Annotated in this window: 12 protein-coding genes; 3 read left to right on the forward strand and 9 right to left on the reverse strand. The window is 72.8% G+C overall.

Annotation, left to right across the window (positions count from 1 at the left end; translation table 11 throughout):
* Nucleotides 1-131: 131 nt before the first annotated feature.
* The 4 genes from infB to rimP all read right to left on the reverse strand — a co-directional run bounded on the left by infB (nt 132) and on the right by rimP (nt 5,526).
* Nucleotides 132-3,299, reverse strand: coding sequence for a translation initiation factor IF-2 (gene infB / locus ACZ52J_RS37235; RefSeq protein WP_465625242.1), 3,168 nt, complete (start codon nt 3,297-3,299; stop codon nt 132-134).
* Between the two features lie 230 nt (nt 3,300-3,529).
* Nucleotides 3,530-3,823, reverse strand: coding sequence for a YlxR family protein (locus tag ACZ52J_RS37240; RefSeq protein WP_360505300.1), 294 nt, complete (start codon nt 3,821-3,823; stop codon nt 3,530-3,532).
* A gap of 104 nt (nt 3,824-3,927) precedes the next feature.
* Nucleotides 3,928-4,932, reverse strand: coding sequence for a transcription termination factor NusA (nusA, locus tag ACZ52J_RS37245; protein ID WP_360505302.1), 1,005 nt, complete (start codon nt 4,930-4,932; stop codon nt 3,928-3,930).
* A 54-nt stretch (nt 4,933-4,986) separates the two neighbouring features.
* Nucleotides 4,987-5,526, reverse strand: coding sequence for a ribosome maturation factor RimP (gene rimP, locus ACZ52J_RS37250; RefSeq protein WP_360505304.1), 540 nt, complete (start codon nt 5,524-5,526; stop codon nt 4,987-4,989).
* Between the two features lie 293 nt (nt 5,527-5,819).
* Between rimP and ACZ52J_RS37255 the strand changes: the two genes are divergently transcribed.
* Nucleotides 5,820-6,809: a ferritin-like domain-containing protein gene (locus ACZ52J_RS37255; RefSeq protein WP_465625274.1), complete on the forward strand. Its 990-nt coding sequence runs from the start codon at nt 5,820-5,822 to the stop codon at nt 6,807-6,809.
* A gap of 31 nt (nt 6,810-6,840) precedes the next feature.
* Nucleotides 6,841-7,764: an aminoglycoside phosphotransferase family protein gene (locus ACZ52J_RS37260; RefSeq protein ID WP_465625245.1), complete on the forward strand. Its 924-nt coding sequence runs from the start codon at nt 6,841-6,843 to the stop codon at nt 7,762-7,764.
* A gap of 83 nt (nt 7,765-7,847) precedes the next feature.
* Here the strand turns inward: ACZ52J_RS37260 and ACZ52J_RS37265 are convergent, their stop codons facing one another.
* From ACZ52J_RS37265 to dxr, 5 genes are all read right to left on the reverse strand, one after another.
* Complete coding sequence (locus ACZ52J_RS37265; protein WP_465625247.1) at nt 7,848-8,396, reverse strand: GNAT family N-acetyltransferase; 549 nt, start codon at nt 8,394-8,396, stop codon at nt 7,848-7,850.
* 76 nt (nt 8,397-8,472) lie between these two features.
* Nucleotides 8,473-9,348, reverse strand: a complete 876-nt coding sequence (locus tag ACZ52J_RS37270; RefSeq protein ID WP_465625276.1) for a GNAT family N-acetyltransferase — start codon at nt 9,346-9,348, stop codon at nt 8,473-8,475.
* 169 nt (nt 9,349-9,517) lie between these two features.
* A complete protein-coding gene (ispG, locus tag ACZ52J_RS37275) occupies nt 9,518-10,678 on the reverse strand; it encodes a flavodoxin-dependent (E)-4-hydroxy-3-methylbut-2-enyl-diphosphate synthase (RefSeq protein ID WP_360505310.1) in 1,161 nt (386 codons plus the stop codon).
* A gap of 144 nt (nt 10,679-10,822) precedes the next feature.
* Nucleotides 10,823-12,130 carry a M50 family metallopeptidase gene (locus ACZ52J_RS37280; RefSeq protein ID WP_360505312.1) on the reverse strand — a complete coding sequence of 436 codons (1,308 nt, stop codon included), beginning with the start codon at nt 12,128-12,130 and terminating at the stop codon, nt 10,823-10,825.
* Between the two features lie 58 nt (nt 12,131-12,188).
* Nucleotides 12,189-13,433, reverse strand: coding sequence for a 1-deoxy-D-xylulose-5-phosphate reductoisomerase (gene dxr / locus ACZ52J_RS37285; protein ID WP_465625250.1), 1,245 nt, complete (start codon nt 13,431-13,433; stop codon nt 12,189-12,191).
* Between the two features lie 85 nt (nt 13,434-13,518).
* On the opposite strand from dxr, the gene ACZ52J_RS37290 reads away from it, so the two are divergent.
* Entirely contained in the window at nt 13,519-14,187 is a 669-nt protein-coding gene (locus ACZ52J_RS37290; RefSeq protein ID WP_465625251.1) for an NAD(P)-binding oxidoreductase, read from the forward strand.
* Nucleotides 14,188-14,253: the final 66 nt, after the last annotated feature.

A 14,253-nucleotide genomic window follows, 5' to 3' on the forward strand; every position in this document is an offset into this window, starting at 1 on the left:
TGGAAGGCCTCGGGGACAGCCCTGAACCGGGCTGGTACTGCTACATCTGACTTACCCCGGGACCCTACACAGCGAGACCGGGGCCGGTCGACGGAAATACCACCCGTCGACCGGCCCCGGCAGCCACCCGCTTACGCGCGCGGCTTCTCGCGCATCTCGTAGGTCTCGATGACGTCCTCGGTCTTGATGTCGTTGAACGACCCGAGGGTCACACCGGCCTCGAAGCCCTCGCGGACCTCGGTCGCGTCGTCCTTGAAACGACGCAGGCCCTCGATGGTGAGGCTCTCCGCCACGACCTTGCCGTCGCGGATGAGGCGTGCCTTGGCGTTGCGGCGCAGCAGGCCCTCGCGGACGATGACACCCGCGATGTTGCCGAACTTGGAGGAACGGAACACCTCGCGGATCTCCGCGGAACCGAGGCGCACCTCCTCGTACTCCGGCTTGAGCATGCCCTTGAGGGCGTTCTCGATCTCCTCGATCGCCTGGTAGATGACCGAGTAGTACCGGACGTCCACGCCTTCCTTGTCGGCCGCGGTACGGGCACGGCCTTCGGCGCGCACGTTGAAGCCGATGATGATGGCGTCGGAGCCCATCGCCAGGTTGACGTCGGACTCGGTGATCGCACCCACACCGCGGTGCAGGATGCGGAGCTCGACCTCCTCGCCGACGTCCAGCTTGACGAGGGCGTCCTCCAGGGCCTCCACGGAACCGGAGACGTCACCCTTGATGATGAGGTTGAGCTGCTCGATCTCGCCGGCCGCGATGGCCTTGTCGAGGTCCTCCAGGGACACCCGGACCCGGCGCTGCGCGAAGGCGGCGTTGCGGTCGCGGGCCGAGCGCTTCTCGGCGATCTGACGCGCGGTGCGGTCCTCGTCGACGACGATGAAGCTGTCGCCGGCGCGGGGCACCGAGGTCAGACCGAGCAGCAGCACCGGACGGGACGGACCGGCCTCGGTGAGGTGGTTGCCGTTCTCGTCGAGCATCGCGCGGACGCGGCCGTAGGCGTCGCCCACGACGATCGAGTCGCCGACGCGGAGCGTACCGCGCTGCACGAGCACGGTCGCCATGGCGCCGCGGCCCTTGTCGAGGTGCGCCTCGATGGCGATACCCTGCGCGTCCTGCTCGGGGTTGGCCCGCAGGTCGAGCGAGGCGTCCGCGGTCAGGACCACGGCCTCCAGCAGCTGGTCGATGTTCAGACCCTGGCGCGCGGAGATGTCGACGAACATGGTGTCGCCGCCGTACTCCTCGGCCACCAGACCGAACTCGGTCAGCTGACCGCGGACCTTGGTCGGGTCGGCGCCCTCGACGTCGATCTTGTTGACCGCGACCACGATCGGCACACCGGCGGCCTTGGCGTGGTTCAGCGCCTCGACCGTCTGCGGCATGACACCGTCGTTGGCCGCGACCACCAGGATCGCGATGTCGGTGGACTTGGCACCACGGGCACGCATGGCGGAGAACGCCTCGTGACCCGGGGTGTCGAGGAAGGTGATCGGGCGCTCTTCGCCGTTCACCACGGTGGCGACCTGGTAGGCACCGATGTGCTGGGTGATGCCACCGGCCTCGCCGGCCACCACGTTGGACTTGCGGATCGCGTCCAGCAGGCGGGTCTTACCGTGGTCGACGTGACCCATGACGGTGACGACCGGCGGGCGCGGGGCCAGCTGGTCCTCGTCGCCCTCGTTGGCACCGAAGTCGATGTCGAACGACTCCAGCAGCTCGCGGTCCTCGTCGTCCCGGCTGACGATCTCCAGGATGAAGCCCATCTCGCCGGCCAGCAGCTCGAGGGTCGCGTCGGAGACCGACTGGGTCGCGGTGACCATCTCACCGAGGTTGAACATGACGGAGACGAGCGCGGCCGGGTTGGCGTTGATCTTCTCCGCGAAGTCCATCAGCGAGGCGCCGCTCGACAGGCGAACGGTCTGGCCGTTGCCGCGAGGCAGCATCACACCGCCGACGGACGGGGCCTGCATGGCCTCGTACTCCTGGCGCTTCGCCCGCTTCGACTTGCGACCGCGCGCCGGGCGACCGCCCGGGCCACGACCGAAGGCACCCTGCGTGCCACCACGGGCACCCGGGCCGCCGGGGCGACCGCTGAAGCCACCGGGACGCGGGCCGAAGCCGCCGCCGCCACCGGGGGCACCGCCACCGGGACGCGGGCCGCCGAAGCCGCCGCCACCGGCCGGACGCGAGCCCGGACCGGCCGGACGACCCTGGAAGCCGGGACGGGCACCGCCGGCACCCGGACCACCCGGACGACCGCCGGGGCCACCGGGACCACGGCCACCCGGGCCCGGACGCGGGCCCGGAGCCGGACGCTGCGGCATCATGCCCGGGTTCGGGCGCGGCATGCCGGACGGGGTCGGGCCGCCGGGACGCGGCGCGGCCGGACGCGGCATGCCGTCGGGACGCGGACGGTCGCCACCCGGACGGGGAGCACCGGCACCCGGACCACCCGGACGCGGACGGTCGCCACCGGGACGCGGCGCACCGGCACCCGGGGCACCGGCGGGACGCGGACGGTCGCCACCGGGACGCGGCGCACCGGCACCCGGGGCACCGGCGGGACGCGGACGGTCGCCACCCGGACGGGGACGGTCGCCACCCTGGGCGCCCGCACCGGCCGGACGCGCACCCGGCGCACCCTGACGGCGCTCGCCGGGGCGACCCATGCCGGTCGCGCTGCCCGAGGTGAACGGGTTGTTGCCCGGACGCGGGCCGGCCGGACGCGGGCCCGGACGGGCGCCGCCGGTGGCCTGGCCGCCGCTCGGACGCGGGGCCTGGGCGGCCGGACGCGGGGCATCGGCGGCCGGACGCGGGGTGTCACCGGCCGGAGCCGGCGAGGAGAACTCGGCCGCGGGAGCGGCCGGGGCCGCCGGAGCAGCGGGACGCGCGGCCGGGCGGGGGCCCGGGGTCGGCGCGCCCGGCTTCGAGGCGGCCGCGGGGGCCGCCGCCGCAGCGGCGGGAGCGGCCGGAGCGGCGGGAGCCGCGGCGGCCGGGGTCGGACGGGGACCAGGGGTCGCGCTGGGGCGCGGACCCGGGGTCGGGCCACCCGGCTTCGGGGTACCCGAGCCGGCAGCGGGGGAGGGCGCCGCGGACTTCCGCGGACCCGGCTTGGCAGCGGAACCACCACCGGTGGGGGCCACACCAAGCGCGTCAGTCAACTTGCGCACGACCGGCGCCTCGATCGTCGAGGACGCCGAACGGACGAACTCGCCGAGCTCGGTGAGCTTGGCCATGACGGCCTTGCTCTCCAAGCCAAGCTCCTTGGCGAGTTCATAAACCCGGACCTTAGCCACTTCACTCCTGTCTATGAGTCCGGGGGTCTCGTCCGCCGGACTGTCGCTACTTCATGGGCGTACCCATCGCGTACTCATCGCGTACTCATCGAGTGCTCATCGCAATCTCGACCTACTTCCACATCGCGAGGTACCTGACTGGTGGCACGGCGCGCGGCTGCCCGCGCGCTGTGCTTGTTGCGGTGGTTCTCCGCCGCGTGGAGCGACGGCCGTCACGGGAGGTGGCCCGCCTAGGAGGCTCCGCCTGCCCGCTCCCCGATGAACTCGCGGAGCCGCTCCGTGTCGAGCGGGCCCTGGAGGCGGAAGGCCCGAGGGAACGCCCGACGGCGGACCGCGAGGTCGAGGCAGGCCGGATCGGGGTGCAGGTGAGCGCCCCGGCCCGGCAGTGCGCCACGGGGATCAGGGACGCACTCGCCCTCGACCGCCGTGACACGCAACAGCTGATGCTTGGCCGCCCGCTTGCGGCAGCCCACGCAGGTGCGTTCCGGGCGTGCTCGGACGTGCGTCCGGCCAGACGAAGGCAAGTCTACCCCTCCGAAGCGACATGGCGCCGCCCCGCAGATCCCAGGGGACCACGGGACGGCCAGGAGAACACCGACCACCGGTCGGCCGCCACCCGATTTCTTTCCTACTGAGGACGGTCGCCGTCCTCCGACTGGCCCTCGGTGTCCGGCCGGATGTCGATCCGCCACCCGGTGAGACGGGCGGCCAGACGGGCGTTCTGCCCCTCCTTGCCGATCGCCAGCGACAGCTGGTAGTCCGGCACGATCACCCGCGCGGAACGCTGGACGGCGTCCACGATCTCCACGCTGGTCACCCGCGCGGGGGACAGCGCCGAGGCGACCATGTCCCGGGGGTCCTCCGACCAGTCGACGATGTCGATCTTCTCGCCGTGCAGCTCGCCCATCACCGCGCGCACCCGGGCGCCCATCGGACCGATGCAGGCGCCCTTGGCGTTCAGCCCGGCCCGGCGCGACCAGACCGCGATCTTGGTGCGGTGGCCGGCCTCGCGGGCGATGGCGGCGATCTCCACGCTGCCGTCCGCGATCTCCGGGACCTCCAGCGCGAACAGCTTCTTCACCAGGTTCGGGTGGGTGCGCGACAGCGTCACCGAGGCCCCGCGGACCCCGCGGCGGACCGCCACCACGTAGCACTTCAGGCGGGTGCCGTGCCGGTAGTCCTCGCCCGGGACCTGCTCCTGCGGCGGCAGGATGGCCTCCAGCTTGCCGATGTCGACCAGCACGTTCTTCGGGTCGTTGCCCTGCTGGACGACACCGGTGACGATGTCGCCCTCCTTGCCCGCGTACTCGCCGAAGGTCTGGTCGTCGGCGGCGTCACGCAGGCGCTGCATCATCACCTGGATACCGATGCTGGACGCGATCCGGCCGAAGCCGTTCGGGGTGTCGTCGAACTCCTTCGGCTCGACCCCCTCGTCCAGCTCCGTCGGGTCCTCCATCGCCCACACGGTGACGTGGCCGCTCTTGCGGTCCAGGTTCACCCGGGCCCGGCGGCGCGAGCCCTCGGTGCGGTGGTACGCGGTGAGGAGGGCGGACTCGATGGACTCGACCAGCAGGTCGAAAGGGATGTTCTTCTCGTTGACCAGCGTGCGCAGGGCACTCATGTCGATGTCCACGGCTACGCCTCCTCGTCTTTCGTCACGTTCGTCATGGTCGTACGGCACCCGGGATCACTCGGCGCCGTCGTCCCCCTCGTCGAAATCGGCGGCCTCGTCCAGGAGCTTCTCGTCGTCCTTGCGGTTGAACTCGACCTGGACCCGTGCCCGGGCCACCTCGCCGTACTCCAGGCGGCGCTCCTTCGGACGGCCGCGGCCCTTCACCGGCTGCACCTCGACCAGCGCGCCGTCCTCGTCGGCCTCCAGCACCCGGGCGACGATCTCCCCGCCGTCCACCAGGTGGATCTTGGCCAGCCGACCCTCGGCCCGCTGCCAGTGCCGGGGCAGCACCAGCGGACGCTCCGCACCCGGCGAGCCGACCTCCAGCAGGTAGGCGTCGTCCCCCATCAGGTCCGACTCGTCCAAGGCCTCGCCGACCACCCGGCTGAACTCGGCGATGGCGTCCATGTCCACACCGCCGTCGGTGTCGACGTCGATCTGCACCTGCCGACGGCTGCCCGCCTTGGTGACCCTGACGTCCTCCAGGTCCAGTCCGGCCTGCACGGCCAGCGGCTCCAGCAACGCTCGCAGCCGGTCGGTGTGGGTGGTGCTCATCCGGGTGGACTCCTCGGCCGCGTCTGCTGTTGTCAGAAGGTCGCCCCGCGCCCCCGGCGCCACACCAGGTCACGGCAGCTCGGCCCAAAGCCTATCCGGTGAAGCCCCCAACCACCGATTCCGGACTACCCCCGGCCGCTCGCACACCACCCACTGCGAGCAAGCTCACACCTGCCCGCCCGGGACCCGGTGTGCCCGAACCAGGCCCGAGATCGTGGGGATTCTGTAATCATTCACGCCAACGAGGGCAGGCGGGGAGTCCGTCCTCCCGTACACGCCCCGGAGTGACCCCGATGCAGCCGCCCAGCCGACGGACCCTGCTGTCCCTCGGACTGCTCACCCTCACCGCCGCCTGCACCACCGACCACCCCGGCCCCACCCCCGGCACCACCGGCCCCCGCCCCGACCCGGACGCCCCGATCCGCCTCCGCGCGATCGCCGCCACCGACGTCCTCCTCGCCGGGTACGACGCCCAGCCCGCACCCCCCGGCGGCCGGAGCGCGGACCTGCGCGCCGAGAACACCCGGCACCGCGCCGCCCTCGCCGAGGGCCTGCCCGCCTCGGCCCTTCCGTCACCGCCCGTGACCACCGGCCCCACCCCCACCCCCGGCACTCCCACGCCCGTCACTCCCGCGCCCGCCGCCGACGGCCTGGCCGCGCTGGAACTGCGGACCGCCGAGTCGCACCTCGCCGACCTCGACGCCGCCGGCCCGCCCCTCGCCCGCCTGCTCGCCTCCATCGCCGCCGCCCACACCCTCCACGCGACGGTCCTGGGCGCCCCCGCCCCACCGGTCACCGCCCGACCCGCCACCTCCCCCTCGGCGGCCCCCACCCCCGGCGCCGCCGCCCTCACCGCCCTCCAGAACGCGCTCGGCGCCGAACACGCCGCCGTCTACGGCTACGGCGTCGTCGGCGCCCACCTCCCCGAGGACCCCCAGCGCACCGACGCCCGCACCGCCTACGCCGCCCACCAGGCCCAACGCGACACCTGGCAACGCCTGCTCAACTCCCTCGGCAGCGCCCCCACGCCCGCCGCCGGCGGCTACCGGCTCCCCTTCCCGGTCACCTCCCCCGCCGACGCCGGCAGACTCGCCGCCCACCTGGAAGCCCGCCTGACCGGCGTCTACGCCGACCTGGTCGCCGCCGTCCCCACCCCGCACCGCCTCACCGCCGCCCTCGCCCTGCGCGAGTGCGCCCTGCGCGCCCACCGCTGGGGCGCCCCCGACCAGCCCTTCCCGGGCATACCGGACCGGATCCCCACCCCCACGGCCACCACCGGCTGAGACTCCGCCCCCGACCCCCGACAATGGACCCATGTCGGGAGCCGCACCCACCATCACCGTCCCCACCTGGCTGACGCACACCGTCACCGCCACCCACGGCGACGCCGGCCGTCGATGGCTCGCCGCCCTCCCCACCAGGGCGGCCGCCCACCTCGCCGCCTGGGACCTCACCCTGGAACGCGTCCTCGACCCCGGCGGCAGCCTCAGCCTGATCGCGTACGTCCACCGCGACGACCTCTCGCCCGCCGTCCTCAAGACCGGCCTGCTCACCCCCGAGACCACCCACGAGCACGCCGCCCTCCGACACTGGGCCGGCCGGGGAGCCGTCCTCCTCCTCGACGCCGACCCCTCCGAGGGCGTCCTCCTACTGGAACGCCTCCACGGCGAGATCCCGCTGCGCTCCCTCGCCGAGCCCAAGGCCATGCTGGAGGCCACCAGCCTGCTGCACCGGCTCTGGGCGGAGCTCCCCGCGGAGCACCCCTTCCCCACCATCGCGCAGCGGGTCGCCGCCACCGCCGAGCGGGTCGAGGAACACCGCTCCCACCCCGCCGCCACCGAGGCGCAGTCCCTGATCACCGAGGCCCTGGACACCGCCCGGGGCCTGACCGGCTCCACCGACGAGTCCTTCCTCCTGCACGGCGACTTCCACCACGGCAACGTCCTCGCCGCCGACCGCGCCCCCTGGCTGGCCATCGACCCGCGCCCCGTCGTCGGCGAGCGCGCCTACGACCTGGCCCGCCTCGCGCTGGACCGCGCCGACACCCTGCTCGGCTCCCCCGGCGTACCCGCCGCCGTCCGCCGCCGTCTCCACCAGCTCTCCGACGCGCTCGACGTGGACCGGGACCGCCTCCGCGGCTGGGCCCTGTTCCGCGCCGTCGACCTGGCCCTGCGCTCCCTCGCCGCGGACCGCCGCGAGGACGCCGAACTCCACCTCGAACTCGCCGGCTCGCTCTGATCCCCGGCTCGCTCTGATCCCCGGCGCGCCGGGACTCGGCCCGCTCCGAGCCCCGGCCCGCGCGGCGGGACCAGGACCCGACTTCAGACGCCCGACCCGCGCAGCGGCAACCGGGCCCCCATCACCGCGTACAGCCGGTCCGTCGCCGGGAACCGCACCGCCCGCGCCAGGTCCTGGTACCCCAACGCCCGGTACAACCGCCGTGCCGGCGTCTCCGCGTCGATCGCCGAGAGAATGCTCCGCTCCAGCCCGGACCGCTCGCACAGCGTCCGGATGAGCCGCGAACCGACGCCCTGCCCTTGGAACTCCGGCAGCACGTGCAGTTCGGTGACGGCGAAGACCCCGTCCAGCCAGCCCCCGTGCCCCCGGACGGTCAGGTAGGGCTCGATCACCGTGCTCCACCAGTGCTCCCGCTGGTTGGGCATCCCGTACCCGAACCCGACCAGCCGCCCCCCGCTCATCGCCCCGAGCGCGATCACCCCCGACTGCTGGGCGTGCCGCCCGACGATGTGCAGCCGTACCGCGACCTCCTCGGGCGTGAGCCCGAACGCCACCGCCTGGACCTCCAGCGCCTGCGGCGCCCAGTCCGCAAGGTCGATGGCCTCGATCGTCACCCCGGTCAGCTGATCCATGCCCCGGACGTTACTACCAGCGGCCCCCGAACGCGGCCGAAGATCCCAACACAGCCGCCCCTCGGGAGCGACGCCCTCAGAACAACACGCTCATGAACGCCCCGACCTCCCGGAACCCCACCCGCCGATAGGCCGCCCGGGCCCGCAGGTTGAAGTCGTTGACGTAGAGCGACACCACCGGCGCCACCTCCCGCAGCGCGATCTCCAGGACCGCCGCCATCCCCGTCTCGGACAGCCCCTGCCCCCGGTGCTCGGGCGCGACCCAGACCCCCTGGATCTGGCAGGCGCCCTCCGTCACGGCCCCGACCTCCGCCTTGAAGACGACCTGCCCGTCCTCCCCGAACCGCGCGAACGACCGTCCGGTGGAAACGAGTTCGGCCACCCGAGCCTGGTACAGGAGCCCGCCGTCGCCCGCCAGCGGCGACACCCCGACCTCCTCGGTGAACATCGCCACGCACGCCGGCATCAGCGCCTCGACCTCGGTGTGCCGCACCCTCCGCACCAACGGATCCGGCGCGATCTCCGCCGAGGGCACCGAGGTGGCCAACAGCGGCTGGTGGCCCCGGACTTCACGCGCAGGACCCCAACTCCGCTCCAGCAGCGCCCAGAACGCGGCGGTGGCCTCGGCCGGCCCGACGATCGAGGAGCAGCGCCGCCCCTGCCGACGGGCCCGCTCGGCGAAGGCCGCGACCGCCTGCGGCCCGGCGTCGACCAGGACCAGGTTCGCCCCGGCGTAGCAGAGCGCGCCCAGGACGCCGTCCCCGTCGTACCAGCCCCACAGCTCCCCGCCGAGCCGCCACGGGTCGAGCCCGACGGCCTCGACCCGGGTCGCGACGAAGGCGTTGGCGACCGGGTCGCGGTGGAGGATCTCCAGGGCGTCCGCGAGGTCGGGCGGCTCCAGCACGCGGGTGGTGGCCAGGGCCCGGGCGGCCTGGAAGGAGCTCGGGAGCATCACACCTCGATCGAGCATCGAGACAGCACCTCACTGAGACGACTCTGGCCGCACCCTACTCCGTGGCCCCACCCGGCTACGGCTGCGGGGCCGTCCGCGAACGGACGGCCCCGCTTCCGGAAAACTTCACGCAGGCTTCCCCGCGCCATCAGGACGGACTACGAAGGGTTCACTCCCCCGCGACGACGCTCGGCGCCCCCGCCTCGACGCCGGCCGCCTGCATCTGCTCGGCGAGCTTGAGCGCCTCCTCGATCAGGGTCTCGACGATCTTCGACTCGGGAACGGTCTTGATGACCTCGCCCTTGACGAAGATCTGGCCCTTGCCGTTGCCGGAGGCGACGCCCAGGTCGGCCTCACGCGCCTCGCCCGGCCCGTTCACGACGCAGCCCATGACGGCCACCCGCAGCGGCACCTCCATGCCCTCCAGGCCGGCGGTGACCTCCTCGGCGAGCTTGTAGACGTCGACCTGGGCGCGGCCGCAGGACGGGCAGGAGACGATCTCCAGGCCGCGCTCGCGCAGCCCGAGCGACTCGAGGATCTGGTTGCCGACCTTGATCTCCTCGGCCGGCGGGGCGGAGAGCGAGACCCGGATGGTGTCGCCGATGCCCTCGGCCAGCAGCGCCCCGAAGGCGACCGCCGACTTGATGGTGCCCTGGAAGGCCGGCCCGGCCTCGGTCACGCCGAGGTGCAGCGGATAGTCGCACGCGGCGGCGAGCTGGCGGTAGGCGTTGATCATCACGACCGGGTCGTTGTGCTTGACCGAGATCTTGATGTCGCGGAAGTCGTGCTCCTCGAACAGCGAGCACTCCCACAGCGCGGACTCGACCAGCGCCTCCGGGGTGGCCCGGCCGTACTTCTCCAGCAGGCGCTTGTCGAGCGAGCCGGCGTTGACGCCGATCCGGATCGGCACGCCCGCGTCCTTGGCGGCCTTGGCGATCTCGCCGACCTTGTCGTCGAAGGCCTTGATGTTGCCCGGGTTGACGCGCACCGCGGCGCAGCCGGCGTCGATCGCGGCGAAGACGTACTTCGGCTGGAAGTGGATGTCCGCGATGACCGGGATCTTCGACTTCTTCGCGATGATCGGCAGCGCGTCGGCGTCGTCCTGCGACGGGCACGCGACCCGGACGATCTGGCAGCCGGACGCGGTCAGCTCCGCGATCTGCTGCAGCGTGGCGTTGATGTCCGCGGTCACCGTGGTGGTCATCGACTGCACCGAGACCGGGGCGTCGCCGCCGACCGGCACGTTGCCGACCATGATCTGCCGGGAGTAACGACGCTTGGCGAGCGGCTTGAGCGGCAGGGACGGAATACCGAGCGAGATCGCGGTCATGTGCGCAGGGTTCCCCGGGGTAGAGGTGTGGTCGACCGCCCGGCCGTTGGAACGGCCGAGGCCGGGCGCGCTGACGATCGCGCACCCGGCCTCCACGGTACGGCACCGCAACGGGCCCCAGCACACCCGCCGTACCCGAACGCCCTAGCTGATCTTCACCGGGTTCACCAGGTCGGCGACCATCACCAGCAGCGTGAAGCCGATGAAGATGCTGGCCACGACGTACGCCACCGGCATCAGCTTGGCGACGTCGAACGGGCCCGGATCGGGCCGCCGGAACAGCTGTGCGAAGCGGCGCCGGACCGCCTCCCAGACCGCGCCGGCGACGTGGCCGCCGTCCAGCGGGAGCAGCGGCAGCATGTTGAACAGGAAGAGCGACAGGTTGATGCCGGCCAGCAGGTTAACGAAGAACGCGACCCGCTGGGTGGCCGTCTCGTCGGGGAGGGAGAAGACCTGACCGCTCACCCGGGCGGCGCCGACCATGCCGATCGGCGAGTCCGGCTCGCGCGGGGCGTCGCCGACGATGGCGTTCCACAGCCCGGGGATCTTGCCGGGCAGGGCGACCAGCGATTTCACCCCGTTCTCGGTCATGTCGTACATCCGGTCGAGGGACTGCCCGAAGTCCAGCCGGACCACGCCACTCGCAGGAGTGAACCCGAGGAACCCTGCCTTGACGGTCTGCCCCTTGAGCGGAACGTTGTTCCCGTCGTACTTCTGGACGTCGTTGACCGCGATGGTCGGGTTGAGGGTGAGCCGCTGCCCGTCCCGCTCGACCTCCACCGGGACGGCCTTCCCGGCCGAGCGGCGGATGTCCGCCTGGAGCTGGTCGTAGGTGCGGATCCGGTCGCCGTCGAAGGAGAGGATCTTGTCCCCGGCCTTCAGTCCGGCCTGGGCAGCCGGCGTCTGCGGGGCGTCCGCCGGGCAGTTGTCGGTGGGCTGGCCCGCCTTGACCACGCACTGGGCGACGGTGCTGACCGTCGGCACGTTCATGGAGACGCCGAAGCCCATCATGACGGTCAGGAAGAGCCCGAACGCCAGGATCAGGTTCATGAACGGCCCGGCGAACATGACGATGACGCGCTTCCACGGCTTGCGGGTGTAGAAGAGCCGGTGCTCGTCACCCTCCTGGAGCTCCTCGTAGGAGGCCTCGCGGGCGTCCTCGATCATGGTCCGCCAGGGCGAGCTGCTGCGCTTGGTGATCCGGCCGTCCTCGCCCGGCGGGAACATCCCGATCATCCGGATGTACCCGCCGAACGGGATCGCCTTGATGCCGTACTCGGTCTCGCCCTTGCGGCGCGACCAGAGGGTCGGGCCGAAGCCGACCATGTACTGCGGCACCCGGATGCCGAACAGCTTGGCCGTGGAGAGGTGGCCGAGTTCGTGCCAGGCGATCGAAATGAGCAACCCGATGACGAAGACCAGGATGCCGACCACCGTCAAAACCGTTGCCACCGCTGGTCCTCCGTCATGCCGCTCCACTCATCGTCTCGTCCTACCGCAATCGAGGCCGTCAGCCCGCCGCCAGCTCACGGGCCCGGGCGCGCGCCCAGTCCTCCGCGTGCAGGACGTCCTCCACCGTCAGGGAAGTTCCCGACGCGGCCGGCCCGCCGTCGTACTGTCCGTGCTCGGCCACGACCTTGGCAACAGTGTCCACGATTCCGGTGAAGGCGAGACCGCCCTTCAGGAACGCCTCCACACATTCCTCGTTCGCCGCGTTGAACACCGCCGGGGCGGTGCCGCCCAGGGTTCCCACCTCCCGGGCCAGCTCGACCGCCGGGAAGGCCTCGTTGTCCAGCGGGAAGAACTCCCAGGTGGCGGCCTTCGTCCAGTCACAGGCGGGAGCGGAGTCCGGCACCCGGTCCGGCCAGCCCATCCCCAGCGCGATCGGCATCCGCATGTCCGGCGGACTGGCCTGCGCCAGCGTCGACCCGTCGGTGAACTCCACCATCGAGTGCACCACCGACTGCGGGTGGACCACGACCTCGATCCGCTCGAAGGGCACGTCGTACAGCAGGTGCGCCTCGATCACCTCCAGGCCCTTGTTGACCAGGGTGGCCGAGTTGATCGTGACGACCGGGCCCATCGCCCAGGTCGGGTGCGCCAGCGCGTCCTGCGGAGTCACCCCGGCCAGCTGCTCGCGGGTGCGGCTGCGGAACGGGCCGCCGCTGGCGGTGACCACCAGCTTGCGCACCTCGGCGCGGGTCCCGCCGGCCAGCGCCTGGAACAGCGCGGCGTGCTCGGAGTCCACCGGCACGATCTGGCCCGGCTTCGCCACCGCCTTCACCAGCGGACCGCCGACGATCAGCGACTCCTTGTTGGCCAGCACCAGCACCCGGCCCGCCGCCAGCGCGGCCAGCGTCGGCCGCAGCCCGATCGACCCGGTGATGCCGTTCAGCACCGAGTGGCACTCCACGGCGGCCAGCTCGGTCGCCGCGTCCGGGCCCGCCAGCACGGCCGGCAGCGGACGGCCCGCCGCCTTCGCGGCCAGCGCCTCCCGCAGCGCCGGCTCCGCCGCCGGGTCGGCCACCGCCACGGTGTGCACGCCCAGCCGCAGCGCCTGCTCGGCCAGCAGCTCCACCCGGCCCCCGGCCGCCGACAGGGCGACCACCCGGAAGCGGTCCGGATTGCGGAGCACCACGTCGATGGCCTGGGTGCCGATCGAACCGGTCGAGCCGAGGATCACCAGCTCCCGGGGGCCGGAGGGGTCCGCCACGGTGGGCGTGAAGCGCAGCTGCGGGTGGGCGAGCGAAGTCATGCGCCCATTGTGTCCTGTCCGCGACCGCGCCACTCCCAGGACTTCCCCAGGACGACCCGGCACCCCTCGGGCTACCGTCGGACCCATGCGTACCGTCATCGCCGGGGGCCACGGAAAGATCGCGCTGAAACTGGAACGGCTGCTCGCCGCACGCGGCGAGCGCCCCGCCGGGATCATCCGCCGCCCCGAACAGGCCCAGGACCTGACCGACGCCGGAGCCGAGCCGCTTCTGCTCGACCTGGAGGCCGCCACCGCCCCGCAGCTCGCCGAACTGCTCTCCGACGCCGACGCGGTGGTCTTCGCCGCCGGAGCCGGACCGGGCAGCGGCGCCGCCCGCAAGAACACCGTCGACCGCGACGCCGCGGTACTGCTCGCCGACGCCGCCGAACTCGCCGGCGTCCGCCGGTACCTCATCATCTCCTCGATGGGCGCCGACGCCGACGCCCACTACCCCGCCGACGAGACCTTCGAGACCTACCTGCGGGCCAAGGGCGCCGCCGACGACGCCGTACGGGCCCGGACCACGCTGGACTGGACGGTCCTGCGCCCCGGGCAGCTCACCGACGGCCCAGGCACCGGCCTGGTCCGCCTCGCCCCCTCGGTCGGGCGCGGCACGGTGGACCGGGCCGACGTGGCCGCCGTCCTGGCCGCCCTGCTGCACGAGCCCGGCACCGCCGGACTGACCCTGGAGCTGGTCGCCGGGAACGCCACCGTCGAGGAGGCCGTCGCCGCCGCGGCCGGGCACGACGGCTGAACGCGCGGAGGGCCCGGTTCGACGAACCGGGCCCTCCGTCAAGCGGTCTTGCGTCAAGCGGTCTTT

Source organism: Kitasatospora sp. NPDC034035 (genome assembly GCF_055575755.1).

Coding starts and splice junctions, on each gene's coding strand:
- rimP (WP_360505304.1), bottom strand. CDS start 5,526: ATGAGCACCACCCACACCGACCGGCTGCGAGCGTTGCTGGAGCCGCTG.
- ACZ52J_RS37255 (WP_465625274.1), top strand. CDS start 5,820: ATGCAGCCGCCCAGCCGACGGACCCTGCTGTCCCTCGGACTGCTCACC.
- ACZ52J_RS37260 (WP_465625245.1), top strand. CDS start 6,841: ATGTCGGGAGCCGCACCCACCATCACCGTCCCCACCTGGCTGACGCAC.
- ACZ52J_RS37265 (WP_465625247.1), bottom strand. CDS start 8,396: ATGGATCAGCTGACCGGGGTGACGATCGAGGCCATCGACCTTGCGGAC.
- ACZ52J_RS37270 (WP_465625276.1), bottom strand. CDS start 9,348: ATGCTCCCGAGCTCCTTCCAGGCCGCCCGGGCCCTGGCCACCACCCGC.
- ispG (WP_360505310.1), bottom strand. CDS start 10,678: ATGACCGCGATCTCGCTCGGTATTCCGTCCCTGCCGCTCAAGCCGCTC.
- dxr (WP_465625250.1), bottom strand. CDS start 13,433: ATGACTTCGCTCGCCCACCCGCAGCTGCGCTTCACGCCCACCGTGGCG.
- ACZ52J_RS37290 (WP_465625251.1), top strand. CDS start 13,519: ATGCGTACCGTCATCGCCGGGGGCCACGGAAAGATCGCGCTGAAACTG.